Source organism: Algoriphagus terrigena DSM 22685 (genome assembly GCF_000429445.1).
GTDB classification, from domain to species: Bacteria; Bacteroidota; Bacteroidia; order Cytophagales; family Cyclobacteriaceae; genus Algoriphagus; species Algoriphagus terrigena.
The window spans coordinates 1-17,154 of sequence record NZ_AUBW01000013.1; the positions used below are offsets into that span (position 1 = coordinate 1).

The following is a 17,154-nucleotide window of genomic DNA, read 5'->3' on the forward strand; positions in this document are numbered from 1 at the left end:
ATCTGGGTGATGCGCAGATTCAGCCGGCGGTCTCCGATCTTGGAGATCACCGGACGCAGCGCATCCCGCAGCAGTTTGGAGGAGTTGGCATTGTCGGTAAACTCGCGGATATTCTCCCGGGTGCGGGCATACCGGGGATCGTTCATGATCCGGGATTTGTCCACGCCGCCCTTTTCGCGGGCCAGGTAGCCGTTTCTGGTTTTATAAAAGGACAGTCTCCCGACCGGCCCTTTGAGTGTGATCACTCCTGTCTGTTTTGCCATATGTATATGGGGTTTAGGTTAAACATGGAGCTAAGGTGCAGGCTAGTGAATTGACTATCAATTGAATGTGCGGTCTGTGCGGTTTTCGCCAATTGGTTGAGAATTGCCGGTTTTTCTCAAAAAATACTCGATCCGAAGTTTTCAGCAGGAATGGGATGAATGGGTTGCTATCTGAATAATTGTCCAGCACCGATAGGTATCGGTGGAGAAGCGGGACAATGGATAAATGACCCTTAAAGGGTCAAACTTTTCAATAACCCCGGGTAAGGAGGCACGACGCAACCCGGGGAAAAAATGTCAAAAAAACCCAGCGATGGCCCGAAATCATCGTTTGGAAACGAAAATCTGATGCCAGCGCAATGGAAACTGGTTGGTGTTTGGGATTACAAATCCCCAAAAATAATTGGGCAAAAAAATTAATTCAATTGGATATCAATCCTTTGCAAAAGGACCCTTAAAAACAATCAACTGATAAATTATTATTATAAAAATAATTCATTTTTGGGTTTAAGAAAAGGATATTAACTATGAAGCTTAACTTTTTACTATTGGCCATTTTGGCACTTTTGTTTTCCTGTGAAGGACTTTCTGAAGATGGTCAAAATCCGGATTTGCCAGATGATGGAAGTGAAAAAAATCTGCCTCCTGAGAAATTTACCGTTTCTGTGGATAGCGTCTCCTACGACAAAGCTTTTTTAAGTTGGGAAAAGTCCAAAGACCCTGAGGGCTTTAAAAATAAATATACTATCCTTTTGGGAGATAGTACATTAGCAGAAAACCACGCTGAAACAAACCTGGTCATAAATGGACTCAAGGGATTGACAGATTACAAAGGTAAAGTGGTGGCCAAAGATCCTCAGGGGAATGCGTACTCGGTGGACTTTGAGTTTACCACAAAAAGAGATTACCAAACTTTCCTGAAATATCTGAATTTCAGCATGAATCAGGAGTGTATTTCCGGCTTCATCCAAAAACTTTTTAAGGCACCGGATGGAAATTACCTGGCAATAGGAAAGTCGTCTGAGAACGGCTCCAACTATTTCAACTTTGTTGCCAAAATAGATCCATTGGGGAATCCCATTTGGATGAAATCCTATCCCTATGAGAATGGAGATTATTGGGAAATCCAGGCTACCTTAACTAAAACAGGCCTTTTGATCATGAGTAATCACCATGTAATCAAGCTAGACGCCGACGGAAATGAGATTTGGGTAAAAGCTATTGAACTGTTTAATCGGGGTATAGGCGGAGTCGAAATTCAAGATATCGTAGAAGATCAGAATGAAGAAATCTTCCTTATTGGTGATCTTAATCGGGGAGTATTGATGAAATTAAGTCCTGAAGGAGAAATTCTATGGGAAAAATTCTTTGACCAATACCCGCGAAGTACCTTTAAGAGAATAGTGATTTCCCGCGAAAATGATTTGGTAATTCTTGGAAGAAAAGACACCACTGGATGTCCCCAACAGGGATCTAATATAGGCTATTGTGATCAATATGATTTTTGGCTTTTGAGACTTTCATTTTCAGGAGAGGTCAAATGGGAAAAAACATACGGTGATTCTAACTTCGATATTCCAGAAACGCTTATCGAGCTTGAAAACGGAAATATTGTTTTTGGAGGAGTCAGTGTCGGTAATTCCCAATCGTACAGTGCCCGAATTTTTGAAGTTCGTTCAACCGGTGAAAAACTTTGGGACCATATAGATTCTTACCATTTTTTCCATTCAGTCAAAGAGACTCATGAGCATGGTTTAGTTGCAATTGGAATGGAAGATGCCTATTCTTATCAGAGTCATATAGGAATTGTCAAATTTGGCGCTGACAGGTCTGTACAGTGGAGAAAATCCTATGGAGAAACCATGACGAATGTGTCTGCCAAAGACATTCTGGTGGATAGTGATCATGGATTTCGAATTGCAGGCAGCAGAGAAAACATGAATTTTTTCGACTGTGACGAAAAGCTGCTCTTTATTAAAACTGATCCTTTAGGATTTTTTGAAGTTCCCAGTCAGAATTAACCATTTCCTTTCAAGACAATTCACTTTCCCACCTCATGAAAAGGACGTTCCTATTACCAATCTTCTTCCTCTTTATTGCATCACTCTATTCATGTCAGGAGATAGAAGAAAAACCAAATGACATCAAATTGCCACCTCCCAGCCATGGAGGGAAAGATGTCTTGGATGTGGAAGACTTTAGTGTAAGGCTTACCGCGGACTCTCTTAAACCGAATGAGCAGGGAAAATGGACCATATTAAGCGGACTGATAGAAGATAAAGTTTACTTTTCTGATGAAAGTGATCCAAAAACCTTTTTCCACGGCATGCCTGGAGAAGAGTACCTATTACTTTGGGAACTTTGGAAAAACAGCAAGAAAATTGAGGATACGGTCAAAGTTTCATTTACTCCTTTAGAAACTGAAATCACCGAATCCAAAGCTGATTTTCACCAAACAAGAATTGAACTCCACGGGAAAGAATATGATCGGGGAAAGTGGACCATTCTGGGTGATTACAAAAATCTGGTCGGAATGAGTACAGGAACCTACAAGCCTGAGGACGAATATCCCAATATCAAAGTTTACGGATTAGAAAATGCCACCATCAAAATCATTTGGACTACTTGGTACGGAAGCAAATCTGCATCTGACACGCTCGAATTTACCAGTGGAGAATACCAACAACGAGAGGCACTGGAATCACTGGGGATTTTGGATGATCACTATTATTACAAGGAAAATGAAAATGGAGACGTGATAGAGATAACTATGTTAGGTGTTGGAAGAGCTTGGATATTTGAGGATTTAGAGAGGTTTCCCGAATTACAGGCTCTAAAGCATCTTAAAAGGCTCATTCTTCCCGGCAATCCCTTATACAAATTTCCTGAAGTAATCACCAAAAGTTATCACAAACTCACCTATCTGAATTTGTCACACAACAAAATTCAAAACCTTCCTGATGACATTGGAAATCTAAAAGAACTGGATACGCTTGTCATCAATACTGTTCCGAATCTAGGGAAAATACCTGAAAGCTTTGGAAACTTGAAGAAGTTGAAGTATTTGGATTTAGTCGATGCAGGCATAACTCATTTACCTGAAAGTTTCAGTGAATTAACCAGTTTGGATTACGTTGACTTGAATCTCAACACTATTGAAAAGCTTCCTGAGAACATTGGAAATCTTAAGAATCTCAGAACCTTCAGAGGACCTTACCTGTCTAAAAGCATACCCAATTCTTTTTCCGATTTGTCAGCTTTGGAATTTTGCTTTTTCAGGGTCAACGGCCCTAATGCAATTTTACCGGAGGATTTCGGCAAACTCACCCAACTCCACACTCTCTGGCTCACCGGAGACTATCAGAGACTCCCGGAGAGCTTTTCTAACCTCAGTAATTTAAAAGATTTTTCGGTGGGAAATACTTCTGGGTTAAGGGAGGTCCCTCAAAATTTCGGGAACCTTAAACAGCTCGAAAGACTCAATTTGACCGTAAAGCTCACCACACTTCCCGAAAGCTTCGGAAACCTCAGTAACTTAAAGTTCTTCATCTTGTCCGGAGAAATTCATTACTTACCCCAAAGCTTCGGAGGCCTTAAAAATCTGGAAGGCTTCGGTGCAAACGGATGTAAACTAAAAGAACTCCCTGAAAGTATTGGCCAACTCAGCAAACTGAAAGAAATCATGATGGTGTATAATCACCTCACTGAAATCCCTGCCTCTATCGGCAACCTAACCCAATTGCACACCTTAGTATTAGGCCGAAATAGAATTACAAAATTTCCTGACTCCATGGCCAATCTTGCCAATACGCTAAAATTTCTAGCCATCAATGGAAATAATTATCCCCCTAGCGAAGTTGAAAAAGTAAGAGCATTGCTCCCAAATACTGAGATCATCACTTATTTGGAAGGGGATTAAATCATGTTAGCTCGCCAGAATTAACGGCATTCAAAAGTTTGCTTATTCACCAATTTATCGAAAGGAGTTGCTTAGCCGAATCCAAGTGTTGTAAGCACTCTTGTGATAGGTTTGAAGCAGCGACCCAGAATGGGTCAAACTTTTCAATAGCCGTGGGTGAGACCTGAGGCACGAAGGCTGTAACCCATGGTAAAAAAGGAAAAATGCCGTCGACCTCGGCGCAGAAATCTGGTGAGGAAATGAATGTGGATGCCGAGGTACGGAGAAGGTGGTTGTGAAGATGTAAAACGTTCAGTATTGAAGCAAGACAAGGCTTGGTGAGGCTTCCAGAACCTCCATCGTTGATTTCCTTATGTTCTTTTTTCTTGATAAAAAAGAACGAAAAAATCAAGACGCAAAAAAGCTTCAGCCGCACGACGCCGGACGCCGGCCCGCTTTTGCGTCGGCCCACGCGCCTATCCTTTCAGGCTTTAGGCAAAACACAGGTTGTATAGAGGGCGGTCGATTTTGCACCTTCAAATGCTGTGAAGCGGCTGGCGGAAAAATGCTTTCTATCACCATTGTAATTCCCCAGCTAGGCGACGGAACGCGTGCCGTAGGTACGGCAGATGGGTAGCCTGGGGTTTGAAGTCACGACCCAGAATGGGTCAAACTTTTCAATAGCCGTGGGTGAGGCCTGAGGCACGAAGGCTGTAACCCACGGCAAAAAAGGAAAAATGCCGTCGACCTCGGCGCAGGAATAAGGATTGGAAAAAAGTGGTCGATGCCGCGGTACGGAGAAGGTGGTATGTGGGAATAGAGTCCAGACCCGATAGTTTGGAGAGAAGCAGGGCTAAGGGAAACAACGGATCTGCAGAGGGATTAATAAATTCCAACTTACAAATTCTCTTCTTTTTTGGTTGTGACCTTCTCCCCTTCTTTAGCATTGGTTACAACCTGAGATAGGTAGCTGCTCAAAATACCATTAACTGATCCACCTACCAAACCCAAGTCTTTTGCGTAGTACATCTGGTAATTGTTGCTTTTATTTTTGTCGCGATTGTTCAACTGAACACAATCAATTACTATAAGACCTTTGTATTTCTTGGCAGGTGTATCCAGGACTTCATCAATGCCGATAACCTCGTAGGACCAACTTCTGTCAGATTCATACCAAATCTGTCCCATTTCCAACTGCTTGGGAAGTACAATAGATTCTGAATTATTTCTCGGGTCAAAATGGTAGTAATTGGAATCATCCTCTCTAAAATAGGCTGTATCCAATTTATTTAGGTAGTCATAGTTTCTTATTCTGACATGGTAGTCATTGCCATTAAAATTCTTTTTTTCCTCCAGGAAATAATCCAGGTATGAAGCGGAGGATGCCACCATTTCGAATAGTTTGGCATTATTGGCGTGATCAAAAAACCTGAAATACCCTTCTCCATTTTTAGTCTGGGAATATCCCAAATGAGAGATGAGCGCGAAGATTAACAGGGAAAGGGTTTTTTTCATCTTCAAATATCTAAAACCTTACCTAAAAACCGATGCCTGTACCTTAAATTATCATTCTATTTTTCAAATTTTCAACCTCATACTAGAGAAGTGAAGGAGTGGAATGTGGATGTCGGGTTGCAAGTACTATTGCAGACAATGAAAGCGTCGAGGAGGCAAAAGCCCAGCCCTGCAAATCACCGAAAAGGCAAGCCATCGCAAACTGTGACACAGACCACGGCCACAGAAAGGACCCTGAAAGGGTCAAACTTTTCAATAACCCCGGGTAAGGAGGCACGACGCAACCCGGGGAAAAAACGTCAAAAAAAAACCGGCGATGGCCTGATACATTGATTTGGAAATTAAGGTCAATTGCCAGCGCAATGGAAAAGCAGTCAACAGAATAACACTCGCGGTTATCTGTTCCTATTTCAGTCCGGCCCTGCAGCCTGGCCCCTTCGCTAAATCTTTCCACAGGAAAGATTTTTAACGCTTGGTCCTCCCCCTGCCCCCTTTGACAAGATTTTGGTGTCCTTTTGAGAATTGCAATACAAGGGGGAGTTGCCGCAGGATGCTTTGGAAATTTGCCTCCAAAATCCAGCCCTGCAAATCACCGAAAAGGCAGGCCATCGCAGTCTGTGAGGACACATTCACGGCCACAGATTATCATAAAAAAAAGACCACCTATTTCCAGGTGATCTTTGAATGTGGTATTCAATCAGTTTACTTCTATTGGAAATGTTTTTCTGGAAATGTTTCCGGCTTCATCTTCAGCCCAAACTACCAATATCAGATTGTTTTGGCTTTCAGGAAGTAGAATCGGATCAGATTCCAATAGCTCATTAAATGACAGCTCTGCCTCCGAAGTCAATTGTTCACCTGATTTTTCGAACGTGATGGATTCACCCCAAACCCTTTCTTCAAATACAGTCTGATCAACATCTTCCTTGTAGTCATCAATTACATCTTTGTCTACTAGCTTAATCCACACAAATTTTAATGGCGAAGAAAACGCATCGTCAGTTTTTAAAATACCTCCTTCTAGAGCAAGTATCTCTCCGGATGTACCGGAAACAACTGAAGGAAGACCATCTGGCCGGTAAATCAACGGTGCATACCATCTTTCAACAAAGATGGTCGTTTGATAGCCGGTGCTATCCAGTGCGCTCGTTTTATTCCCGTTTACATCCTTAGCATTGACCTGTACTTCATACGGCCCAGCTAAAATCGGCAATTCTGCAACTGAGTAAATACCTGTCCATTCAATTGAATAGGCGACAAAATTCAATTCTTCTCTCCCAAAGGTTAAATTTATTTTTGGGTCGACACGATCCTCATTAAATATTTCATTGGCATTTAACAGCTCAAATTGATCTGCATATTGACTTTGAAGCTGGTTTTCAAATACAGGCTTCACGTTAATTTCGACCTCTTGAATTCCTTCAGGATCACCCGTGTTAAAAGAAAACCGAACGCTATTCCAATCCGAAGGAATTGCCTGCCCATTATAGGGTTCGATTTGAGAGGTGCTTTCTAAATTTGAAATCACTGGAGTCGATAGATCAACTATCACGGGTGGTTCATCATTACATGAGGCAAGTCCAAATGCAGCAATCGAAAAGAAGAAAAGATGACAGTTTTTCATTAATGGTGTTTTGAAAATAGCGGGATTTAAAGTTGAAATTTAGAGGACATCGCCTAAAACTAAGTTGCCAATTATAACCTTTATATTATAAACAAGAAAATAATTTTCATCTTTTTTCATTGCATTCTGGCAAGCAAAGCCTGTCTGATGGCATACAGGTCGAATGGCCGCCACCAGTGGAAGCCAATAATGCTCTAAACCTTCCCCAAACAAACCGAATCCGAAAACTCCATCCCTTTTTTCCTCTTGGAATAAAAGGATATAAAATGATAAAATCTGCCTTCCAACGGACCTGACCATGGAAACTCAATAGTCATCGATCCGTTTTTTCGATATTCTCCCTCTCTGACACTCCACTTTTGTTTAGTGACTGGATCAAAGGCGAGATAAAACAACCTGTCGCTTTCTTTTCCATTCCCCTCAAACTGATTGGGTCGCCAGGTCAACCGCAGACTACTCGGACTCTGCCAATCCAAGGTAGCATCTACCACACCTAAAAGATCACCCGTTGAGGTCCTGATCCGCTCAGGATAGATGATCGGAACTCCATTTTCAGAAATGGTGGCTGTCTTAACTGCCAGCGACAGGGCCTTGCCAAAACGTTTAGAATTCTCCGCTAAAATGCCGGAAAATCCAAATTCCAGTTCGGACCTGATGGGAACCAGAAATGAGCTGGCCTGAGCAAAGGCTTTCCGCTGATAAATTTGCCGCTCCGAAGGGGGAACGGAAATTTTTTCAGGTTTGGATCGAACACATACCTTTCCATTGCGCTCATAGACAATCAAATTGCCCAACTTTCCTGATACTTTGTCTATGATACTTCCTTTTGAAATAGCCATTGGTTTAGGGTTTAGGTTTTGAATTCAAGGTATACTCCGACTGAATGCTGTCTCATCTAGGTGTGTTCTCTCGGCAAAACCCGAAGATGAGTCGAAGTTGAGTCGAAGATGAGTCGAAGATGATACGGAGAAGAACTAGCTTATCTGGCTGAAGAAACTCTTACCGACACTTGATTCAATTGATTAGATAGTTGCTGAAGTACTGGTTGATTCTACTCAAATTCGGGTGGGAAGCTCAGTAGATATACTGCAAAACTTGCTCTACCGGAATACCCGAGAAATGCGAGAATTCCTCCTGTGTAATGAACTGATGGTCTGCCTTGCCGTAGAATTCTCTGATTTTCTTGATCAGCGAATGACAATACCGTTCGCTTCTTCCGGTGATGACCTGAATGTCCTTGGGGTAGATGACGCATCGTTTTCTGAGCATGGTGTCCCTCCTTCTATTGAATCAGCCTGGATTTACCATTGACCTTGTTCTGATATCTCAGGTTGCCGGAGGCCCAGGCCATGCATCCCCCAACCAGATGAAGGAGACTGGATACCCACTTGCCACAGCTCTCCGAGTTTTGGGAAAGCATCGCCGCCAACTCAAAGATTTTAAGCCGGAGCGAATTGAGCTCTTCGGCTACCCAGGGCAAGACATCCTTCTCCGTAGTAAGCTGTAGAAGGCGCACCTCATTGTGAAAGTCATTCAGATCATGTTCCTTTTCCAGGGAGTCCAGATCATTGGACAGGCAGATAAACCGCGCAATATCCATCTCCAGATAGAGGGTCATGCAGGATTCATCAAACTGAGCCGGACGCAATAACTGTATTGCCAGATAGACGCCAGATGAATAGGGCCTGGAAATCCGGTATTCCGAAAGACTGGGAATCTTGCCTTCCGACTTGTTCTTCACTTCCCACTGCAATCCGCTGATATAGACCTCCCAAGCCTCCTCCCACTCAGATTCATCGAGTGTATCAATGATCCGATTTCCAATATCCTGATGAAGGGAAGACAGCTGCTTCCCAAGCCGCTCTGTCCGGGTGAGTTCTCCAAACTCAGCGTCTGTAGGACAGGATAGTTTCTCCAGATAGGAGATCTTATCAACGTCCAGCTCTACATCCAGCAGGTCGTCCAATAAGAAGAGGCAGAGAAAAAACTTCATGACCGGTGCCAGCTTGTCAGATGGAAGGCTGGGGAAAAGAAATCCGGGAAAGCTGTTGATCCGCTGCAGTCTGCACCGCTCCAGTTCGGCCACTTCTTCAAAGAGCCCGGCATTCCATGCCCAGCGCAAGATCTCTGGTTCGAGGGCAAGGCAATGGGGGTTAAAGGCGGAAGGAAACTGATTATTCATCACTCAAGTTTTTAAAGATTTGACTTTTGTGCCGTTCTACAGAACTGAGACTGATGCTGAAAAAATCAGCCAGTTCCTGATTTTTGATGTGCTGCTGAATTCTCGGGAATATTTCGATCAGCTTCGGATAGCCTTCGGTGAACTTTAGATTCTTAATCTTCAACTGATGGATGTGGCGCTCTCTGATCCTTATGTTTACCTCATGTGCCAACTCGATGAATCCTGGACTTTGCGTCAATAGCAGTTGCTCTGATTCCTCCGTGAATTCAAAGAGGTAGGTGGGCGATAGGGTTTTGATGATTGCCCCACTTGCCTGTTCTTTCTTAAATGACTCGGGATCAAATGCCGTGTCCGTTGGCCCGAAGATCAGATGCAACTTGTCGCGGGTATCCTCCACCTCATACAAACCGACAAATCCCTCACAGATGTACCTGCTTCGGTCGTCTATCTTATCGCGCTGCTTTAAGATGTGATTTCGGGGTAGTTTTCGAAAGATCAGTTTCCGAAAAACCGGGAGATAATCCTCTTCCGGGATTCTCTTAATGGTGTTGTAGTCCTCCATTAATTTTTTCTGGTACAGTTTTTCCATAGGGTAAAATTTGAATAGGTTCCAATTAAAATGACTCGAAAAAGTAGGAATCTATGGATCGAATAGCGGGTAGTTCAACTAAACACCCAATGTTAAATTATTTGAGTTTTTTAAAAAAACAAAAACTCAAGTAGGTATTTTCCAAGACATTAGGAAAAAACCTTCATTTGAAGGTGTTTTTAAGCGTCTTTAGTTAACGAAGAGGACGAAAAACTTCTCCCGCAGGAAAAAATGCAACTATAAAAAATGGCGTGTTAATCAATGTTTTAGCTACCGGGCTGATAGGGTGACAGTGCAGTGCTTCGGTGCATGAAATCCGTCTGTCAGGTTTCTTACCGGTAGCCAAATTGTATGGTAGTTCACCTCGACTTTCCAAGCGGACAAGCTGCCCGGGATCCGCTGGTTTATTTTAGGGGAAGGTAGGTCAAGGCCTTAGATCCGAAGGGTCAAAACAATTCATACCCCCCGGTAGAGCCGGGGTAAAGTCATCGCAGTATAAATGGGATCCACGAAGGGGCGATAGGTTGGAGTTTCACCCTTTCAGGGCTCAAAGGAAGGATATTCAACGGCTACCTGCACTTCGTACAGGGTCATGAATGGTTGGGCTCCTTCGCAGCTGCAAAGAAGACAATTGGCGGTTCGATGGAATTTTTTGAATTGAAAATCCCGCAAAAGACGGTTCGCCCTGGAAATGCCCCTAAATGAGGGGATGCTTTTTATTCTACTGTGCTACATTTCAACATGTTAACTCCCAAACACATGGAACAGCACCTTGAAACCCCACTCAAAAAGTCGGTCGCAAGCGGGATCACAGAGGTGTGCGCTTTACTTCTCGCATTTCTATTTGCCTACACGGGGATTGTCAAGCTATACGATTGGCAGGAAACGAGGCTGGCGATGTACAACCAGGTGATCCCGGATTGGTCGCAGGAGCTGTTGCTTTATGGAATTCCGGTGATGGAGCTGCTGCTGGCGGTCTTGCTCTTGGTGCCCAGGTTTCGGAGGATGGGTTTTGTCATCAGCGTGATTCTTATGGGATCATTTACGGCCTATGTGGCTTGGGTATGGCTAGGCTTGGCAGGACGGACACCCTGCTCCTGTGGGGGAATAATTTCTTCCCTGACTTGGGGACAGCACCTGATTTTCAATCTGGTGTTTTTGGGAATTTCGATTGTGGGGGTATGGATGGAGAGGAAAGAGCGAATGCTGGATGACCGGTGACGGGTGCGGGAGATTAAAGTTTAAAGTTTAAAATGAAGAGTTTAAAAAGGAGGAGTTCCAGCGCTGTTCCCAAGTTGTCGCGTTGTCCGCGGTGCTGTCGGAGCACTTCACAACTATTGAAGAACGGACTCTGAAGCGACAGTCCCGATGAACAGAGTGATTTCGGGAGAGTCCAACTGTGAATAGCAGTGGGTAGGGCCGAACATTGATAGCTATAGGTGAGGTAGAAGAGCAACGAAAAGTGCCATAGGCACGGCCGATATCATAGCCTGGGGTTTTTAACCTTGGGATTTGAAAAGCTGGCTATTTCCCAGCGATGGCCCAGAATGTTCGGTTAGAAAATGGTGCCAATTGCCAGCGCAATGGAAATGATAAGTTAAAATGAATACCCGGCGGGTGGTTGACAAAAAAGCTCAAGGGATATAGTGGGTAGTTGGCAGTTGATGCCGAGGGACTGAGATGGTGGTTGCTGCAAACCTCCCCTGCAGCCTGGCCCCTCGCTAAAACAGTCCACCGGACTGTTTCTTAACGCTCGGTCCTCCCCCACCCCCTTTGATAAACATTCATGTTCCTTCCGGATATGAGTATTCAAGGGGGAGTTGCGGCGGAATGAATTGATTGACGGAACGTGCCGTAGGTACGCCAGATGGGTAGCCTGGGGTTTTAACCCCAGGTAAAATGGATAAGACATCCCAACCTCGGCGCAGGGATATCGTGGGTAGCTGACGATTGATGCCGAGGAGGTGTTGAAAATTTGTCAGAAGTGAGTCCAGCACCGATACGTATCGGTGGAGAAGCAGGACAACAGAAAAAATAATGTATTGCAAACGTCATCGCCAGCAAGGTGCTGGGAGCAGGTAATCTTATTCGGAAAAAAAAGACAACACGGTCCGTGAAGCCACCAGGTGGTTGCCGGACAACAGCAGGGGGAACTAACCTGGGACGCGCAACCCGGGTTAAATCCGGCCGCCCCTCTCGGAAGGCGTGCAGGCCAAAGCGACCGGAGATCAAATGTTACATTTAACCAATTAAAATTATGCAAAAGTCAGTATTAAACCTCCTTCGCGGAGGTGTATTTGCCTTGGCTGCGGTAGCCGCATTTGCGTTTACCCAGCCTCAAAACTTCTCGACTACCTACGCTACACCCAATGGCGGAATAACCTGGGTGGAAGCGGATGATTTGGTGATCGAGGAGGACTATGATTGTGTGCCCGGAAATGAGGCCTGTACCTACAGTCAGCCTTCCATGGAGCATCCGATCGGTCCGACCAATAGGAAGTTTGTAGTCCTGTAAGACTGCAATTTGGGGTAAGGATCTCCCTTACCCCTCATTTTTTCAATAAAAGGATAATTCTCTCGCCGGAATCGGTAGCACATACTTTTCGGAGTCGGGGGTCAAGTCGTACCTGTTCCCATCAAATTCACGGGACAAAGTGACTTGAAACCGCTCGTCTTTGTTCAACCTTCTCAAGTCCGACCACCTGAGGCCTCTAAAGGGAAGTTCCTTCCTGCGCTCTTCCAAGATGAGCTGCAAAGCCTGGAATTCATCGGCAAAGTCGATTCCCTCCCAACCACTTTTCATTCTATTTCTAAGCAGAAAGTTGATCGCTTCGCTCCCTTCCTCCAGCTGCCCCGACCGAACGGATGCCTCAGCATAGATCAAATAGGCCTCATTTATTGACAATCCGCCGAATAAGGGCCTTCCACTCAGGTAGCTGCCCCTGAAATTCACAAAGCCACTGGGTCTGGTCACAAAGAACAGGGCCTTTCTAAGGTCATCCTCTGAATACAGATCCAACAATTCTGCTGCCATCTGAAATGCAGACTGAGAACTAAAGTAACTCGTTCCGCCAATTCTTGCGAGCCATATAATCTCCGAATTGAAGGAAGGAATCGGATAAGTGGCGGAAGGCTTCAATTCTTTGAAATTCATTAATTCCCCTCCCAGACGAATCGTCTCCTCAGCCGCTTCTTTAGCCGGTCCATATTCCTCCCAATCCAAGTACACCCTGGCCATCAAGGCAAATGCAGCCTGCTTGGAAGGCCTCGAAAGATAAGCCGGACGCTCAGGCAGCAATTCAGCAGCCTGGATCAGATCATTCCTGATCAGATCCCTGATTTCCTCCCGGTCCGCCAGCTCCGGCTTGAGGACCATGGCCGTCGAATTTCTGACTGGAATCCTAATATTCAGTCCGCTTTCCTCCAGATTGGGGCCTTCCAGAAACAGGGTGCTGAGATTGAAATAGGCATGCGCCCGATAAAACAGGGCCGTGCCCTCCAGCTCTTTTGATTTGGAACCTACATCCCCGATCGACTCCAAGCCCTCCAAGGCGATATTTGCGATCTGAACCTGGTTGTAGCAGTCCCTCCAGTCAAAGACCAAATCATCGGGTTGGAGTGGATTTGGACTCCACAGATAGAAGTTTTGGTGCAACAGCTCCATGGATGAGATCGCTGTTTCATCGGCAAAAAAATCGTCACCCTGCACTACAGAGAGCGTTGGGAAATAATTTAAGCTTTCGGAATTGTCCAGCAAAGCTTCAACAGATTCCAAAGATTCCGGCGTATCGATCGCTTTATTCGGCTTGACATCCAAGTAAGACTCACAGCCTGCCAGCGCAATGACGATTATGCTCACAATGAGGTATTGTTTCATTTCTTCGAGATTTAGGATTAGAAATTGACGCGGATACCGAAAGCGGCGGTCCGTAAGGGTCTCATACCGGGGTAATCCGGATCTTGGGTATCGCCTGTGGCTTTCCAGAGAATCCCCAGATTATTCAGGTAAGAAAACACCTCCATCCGCTGAAAGGGCAGCCTGGGGCTGTTGTCCTTGCTCCAGGTGTATCCCAACCGGATATCCTGAAACCGGATATGATCGCCTTTTTCTACCAGCAGGGATGACGATTGGTAAAAGTTGTGCCTGAGGGTATTCAATGCTGCAGGCTGTGACGGGATCTGGGTTATCTGCTCGTCGCCGGGGCTCAGCCAACGATCCCCATAATCCGCATGTGAGATCTCCCCTCTGGAAAGCGCGGTATAATCCACTGATCTCCGGCGGTAATAATATCCCAGCCTGAAAGAAATATTCATCGACAGATTCCATCCTTTCCACTCCAGGGTATTTCTCAGCGATCCGAAGACCGTAGGCCTTGCTGATCCATGAAACTGGATGGTGTTTGGAGTGGCAGCAGAGATGATCCCCGCATAATCCTCTGACAACTCCCCGTCCAAAAACCCAAGGGGATTCCCGGTATCAGGGTCCAAACCACCCCAAGGGTAGGAATACACCGCAAACAGGGGTCGGCCTTCCAGGGGAACCACATTTCCTGCCGCTCCCATGTACTGGCTGGCGGTCCTGGCTCCTTCAAACCGGATCACCTCATTCTTGAGCCCGCTCAGCAAGAGCTGACTGCTCCAACGGATCGGCTGGAGAATGTTGACCGAATTCAGTATCAGGTCAAATCCCCTGGTCTGTGTTTCCGAAAAATTCCCCCGGACGACGTAGATGCCATTGGAGTCAGGAACCTCAGACTCTCCGATCAGGTCTTTTCCCCGCTTGGAGTAATACTCTAGGGTCCCTCCCAACCTTCCACTCCTGTTTTCAAAATCCAACCCGACATTGAAAATCCGAATCTTCTCCCATCTGAGTAAAGGATTGGGCGGATTGGTGATGTATGCACTGCGCAGACCTGACACGTAGGGATGATAATTTTGATACAAGAGGGTAGTAAAAGCCGTGGTGGTCTTGTCCACATTCCCGTTGTATCCATAGCTCAGCCTTGCTTTGAGGTAAGGCATCCGCTCCCAGGAATAGAAATTTTCCTCGCTGATGGTCCAACCGATACCGGAGCTCCAAAGCGGAACTCCCCGCTGATTGGTCTCCACTCCAAAAAGATTGGACATGTCCTTCCTCGCACTTGCCGACACCGTGTATCTTCCCCTGTAGGTGTAAGCGGCATTGCCGAAATAGGAAACAAAGCGATCCACATTTCCCGTGTGGGAGCCCTGATATGGGATGGTCTGTAGATTGCCTGGATTTTGGTACTGGCGAAACTGGGTGATGAAGTCCACCGGTGTGCTCAGCCCCTTCTGGTCATCATAGCCATAGTAGCCCATTTGATCCGAAACGGACTGGATGTCCCTGAGCTCCCAACCCGCTAAGGCATTCAACTCATGGTCCTTTTTTGAAAGGTTGTAGGTCAGGTTTGCCCTGAGGTTGTGACTGGATGACTGTGCTGTTCGATTGGTGAATCGGCTTCCCGCCGGGATGGGCAATTGCAGACCTCCGTCCTCCCTGATCTGGGTGAAGCTGTTGATCTGGTGCCTTACCGAGAAAAGATCCATGGACTCGATGTCCCGCAGTTCGGTAGCGTTACTCCAATATTGATAGAGAACCTGCGCCTTTAACCCGCGGGCCAGTTGATACGAGATCCCAAGATTTGCCCTCCAGTCTGTTGCCTGGGTCTGGTTGTCCCCTGCACCCAGTTCATTGAGCGGGATGAACCTCCAGTCCAGAAGATCGGAATCCAGCGTACTCTCCACAAACCTGGTGTTCAGCGAAGCCACGACAGGCATCGGATTTCCCTGAGAGTCTGTCAAGGCCTCATAGGGGTACAGGTTGGGGACCTCAGTACGGGCATTCCGGCTGTATCGGGTAAGATACAGTCCGGTGGATAGATCCAGCCGGTCTTTGAGCAGCTTCCAGTCCTGTTTGGCATTCAGTGTCAGTCTGCCGTTGGAATTGGTCACCACCTCCTCCTGATTGGCATCGTAGCCTGCAGAGAAATTAAACCGGTAATCATCCCCGCCGCCGCTGACCTGCACCGCGTTTTGCAGGCGGATACTTGGCCGGTAATAGTATTGCCTCAATTCGCTTCTGGAGTCTTGGGCGGAATACTGTTGCAGTCTGCTCTCTGCCTCTTGGGCAGTAATCCTTCCTTCTCTGGCGGCAAGCAGGGTTTCTACCACTGGTGATACTGGCAACTGAGACACGTTGGTAATTCTGGCGTTGTAGTAGCCTGCTTCAAAGAGCCTTTGCTCCTGGCCCACAAAGTCGGATAGGTCCATCAGCGGCTGATAGAACAGATCCGGCTCCTCTCCTACGGTGACGTTTGACTGGAGCGAAACCTGAACCGGCTGCCGAAATCTTCCCGACTTGGTCGTGATCACAATCACTCCATTGCCTGCCTGGGCTCCCCAGATAGAGGCCGCTGCTGCGTCCTTCAATACGGTGACACTGGCCACGTCATTGGGATTGATGTTTTCGATGGGCCCCTCATAGGGGAGATTATCGATCACAATCAGGGGCTGGGTATTGGCAAACAGGGAGCTCCTCCCACGGATGCTGATCTGATCGTCAATAGCCCCCGCCCGGTTGAAGATCACGCCGGAGGTCACATCTTCCAAGCGGTCCAATACACTGGTGGAAACCCGTCTGTCGACCAACTCCTGATCGAGAAATGCGAAGGAGCCCGTGGCCCTTTCTTTGGGGATCTCCTGGTAACCGGTCGAGAGGACCACGACCTGTTCCAGTCCGATCTCTTCGGTCTGCAGCGAAATATCCAACCTGAGAATGCCTGATTGAATTTCTACCGTCTGACGGATCGTTTTAAATCCGATAAAACTGATGCTCAACTCATATTCTCCGGCTGGAAGATCAAGTGAAAATCTCCCGGCCTCGTCTGTAATCGCCGACATCTTGGGATCGGCTACCAGGATCAGGGCTCCCGGGACGGGAGTTCCCGATTTCTCTTCGAGCACAGTTCCGGAGATTCCCGAACTGCTTTGCATTGCACTGACCGGTGTCAACCGGCCTAAAAGGATGAGCAGCACCGCCATGCACCCTAATTGGGATAAACA

12 protein-coding genes and 1 pseudogene are annotated in these 17,154 nt (G+C 46.2%); 4 read left to right on the top strand and 9 right to left on the bottom strand.

Translation table 11 applies throughout. The features are described 5' to 3' along the window. Positions 1-263 (bottom strand): annotated as a pseudogene (locus G459_RS27395) (hypothetical protein); the annotation flags it as partial. 527 nt (positions 264-790) lie between these two features. Here G459_RS27395 and G459_RS0112780 point away from each other — a divergent pair. Both G459_RS0112780 and G459_RS0112785 read left to right on the top strand, forming a co-directional pair. After that, a complete protein-coding gene (locus tag G459_RS0112780) occupies positions 791-2,284 on the top strand; it encodes a fibronectin type III domain-containing protein (protein WP_026968010.1) in 1,494 nt (497 codons plus the stop codon). A 35-nt stretch (positions 2,285-2,319) separates the two neighbouring features. Beyond that, on the top strand, positions 2,320-4,182 hold the full coding sequence (locus G459_RS0112785; protein WP_026968011.1) for a leucine-rich repeat domain-containing protein: 1,863 nt from the start codon (positions 2,320-2,322) through the stop codon (positions 4,180-4,182). Between the two features lie 876 nt (positions 4,183-5,058). On the opposite strand, the gene G459_RS0112795 is transcribed toward G459_RS0112785, so the two are convergent. The 6 genes from G459_RS0112795 to G459_RS0112830 all read right to left on the bottom strand — a co-directional run bounded on the left by G459_RS0112795 (position 5,059) and on the right by G459_RS0112830 (position 10,071). Next, positions 5,059-5,676 carry a hypothetical protein gene (locus tag G459_RS0112795; RefSeq protein WP_026968013.1) on the bottom strand — a complete coding sequence of 206 codons (618 nt, stop codon included), beginning with the start codon at positions 5,674-5,676 and terminating at the stop codon, positions 5,059-5,061. A 697-nt stretch (positions 5,677-6,373) separates the two neighbouring features. Beyond that, the gene (locus G459_RS0112810) at positions 6,374-7,300 is read right to left on the bottom strand and encodes a hypothetical protein (protein WP_026968015.1); all 927 of its coding nucleotides are present in this window, start codon (positions 7,298-7,300) and stop codon (positions 6,374-6,376) included. 194 nt (positions 7,301-7,494) lie between these two features. After that, positions 7,495-8,139, bottom strand: a complete 645-nt coding sequence (locus G459_RS0112815; RefSeq protein ID WP_026968016.1) for a DUF6266 family protein — start codon at positions 8,137-8,139, stop codon at positions 7,495-7,497. A 235-nt stretch (positions 8,140-8,374) separates the two neighbouring features. Further along, complete coding sequence (locus tag G459_RS0112820; protein ID WP_026968017.1) at positions 8,375-8,569, bottom strand: hypothetical protein; 195 nt, start codon at positions 8,567-8,569, stop codon at positions 8,375-8,377. 13 nt (positions 8,570-8,582) lie between these two features. Next, positions 8,583-9,482, bottom strand: coding sequence for a terpene synthase family protein (locus tag G459_RS0112825; RefSeq protein ID WP_026968018.1), 900 nt, complete (start codon positions 9,480-9,482; stop codon positions 8,583-8,585). Next, positions 9,475-10,071, bottom strand: a complete 597-nt coding sequence (locus G459_RS0112830; protein ID WP_026968019.1) for a cyclic nucleotide-binding domain-containing protein — start codon at positions 10,069-10,071, stop codon at positions 9,475-9,477. The genes G459_RS0112825 and G459_RS0112830 overlap by 8 nt, the downstream gene beginning before the upstream one ends. A 759-nt stretch (positions 10,072-10,830) precedes the next feature. Between G459_RS0112830 and G459_RS0112835 the strand changes: the two genes are divergently transcribed. After that, positions 10,831-11,292, top strand: a complete 462-nt coding sequence (locus G459_RS0112835; RefSeq protein WP_026968020.1) for a MauE/DoxX family redox-associated membrane protein — start codon at positions 10,831-10,833, stop codon at positions 11,290-11,292. Positions 11,293-12,328: 1,036 nt separating this feature from the next. Then, positions 12,329-12,586: a hypothetical protein gene (locus tag G459_RS0112840; protein WP_026968021.1), complete on the top strand. Its 258-nt coding sequence runs from the start codon at positions 12,329-12,331 to the stop codon at positions 12,584-12,586. A 42-nt stretch (positions 12,587-12,628) separates the two neighbouring features. On the opposite strand, the gene G459_RS0112845 is transcribed toward G459_RS0112840, so the two are convergent. Both G459_RS0112845 and G459_RS0112850 read right to left on the bottom strand, forming a co-directional pair. Beyond that, the gene (locus G459_RS0112845) at positions 12,629-13,948 is read right to left on the bottom strand and encodes a RagB/SusD family nutrient uptake outer membrane protein (RefSeq protein ID WP_026968022.1); all 1,320 of its coding nucleotides are present in this window, start codon (positions 13,946-13,948) and stop codon (positions 12,629-12,631) included. Positions 13,949-13,965: 17 nt separating this feature from the next. Then, complete coding sequence (locus G459_RS0112850) at positions 13,966-17,133, bottom strand: SusC/RagA family TonB-linked outer membrane protein (protein WP_169725026.1); 3,168 nt, start codon at positions 17,131-17,133, stop codon at positions 13,966-13,968. Positions 17,134-17,154 lie beyond the last annotated feature (21 nt).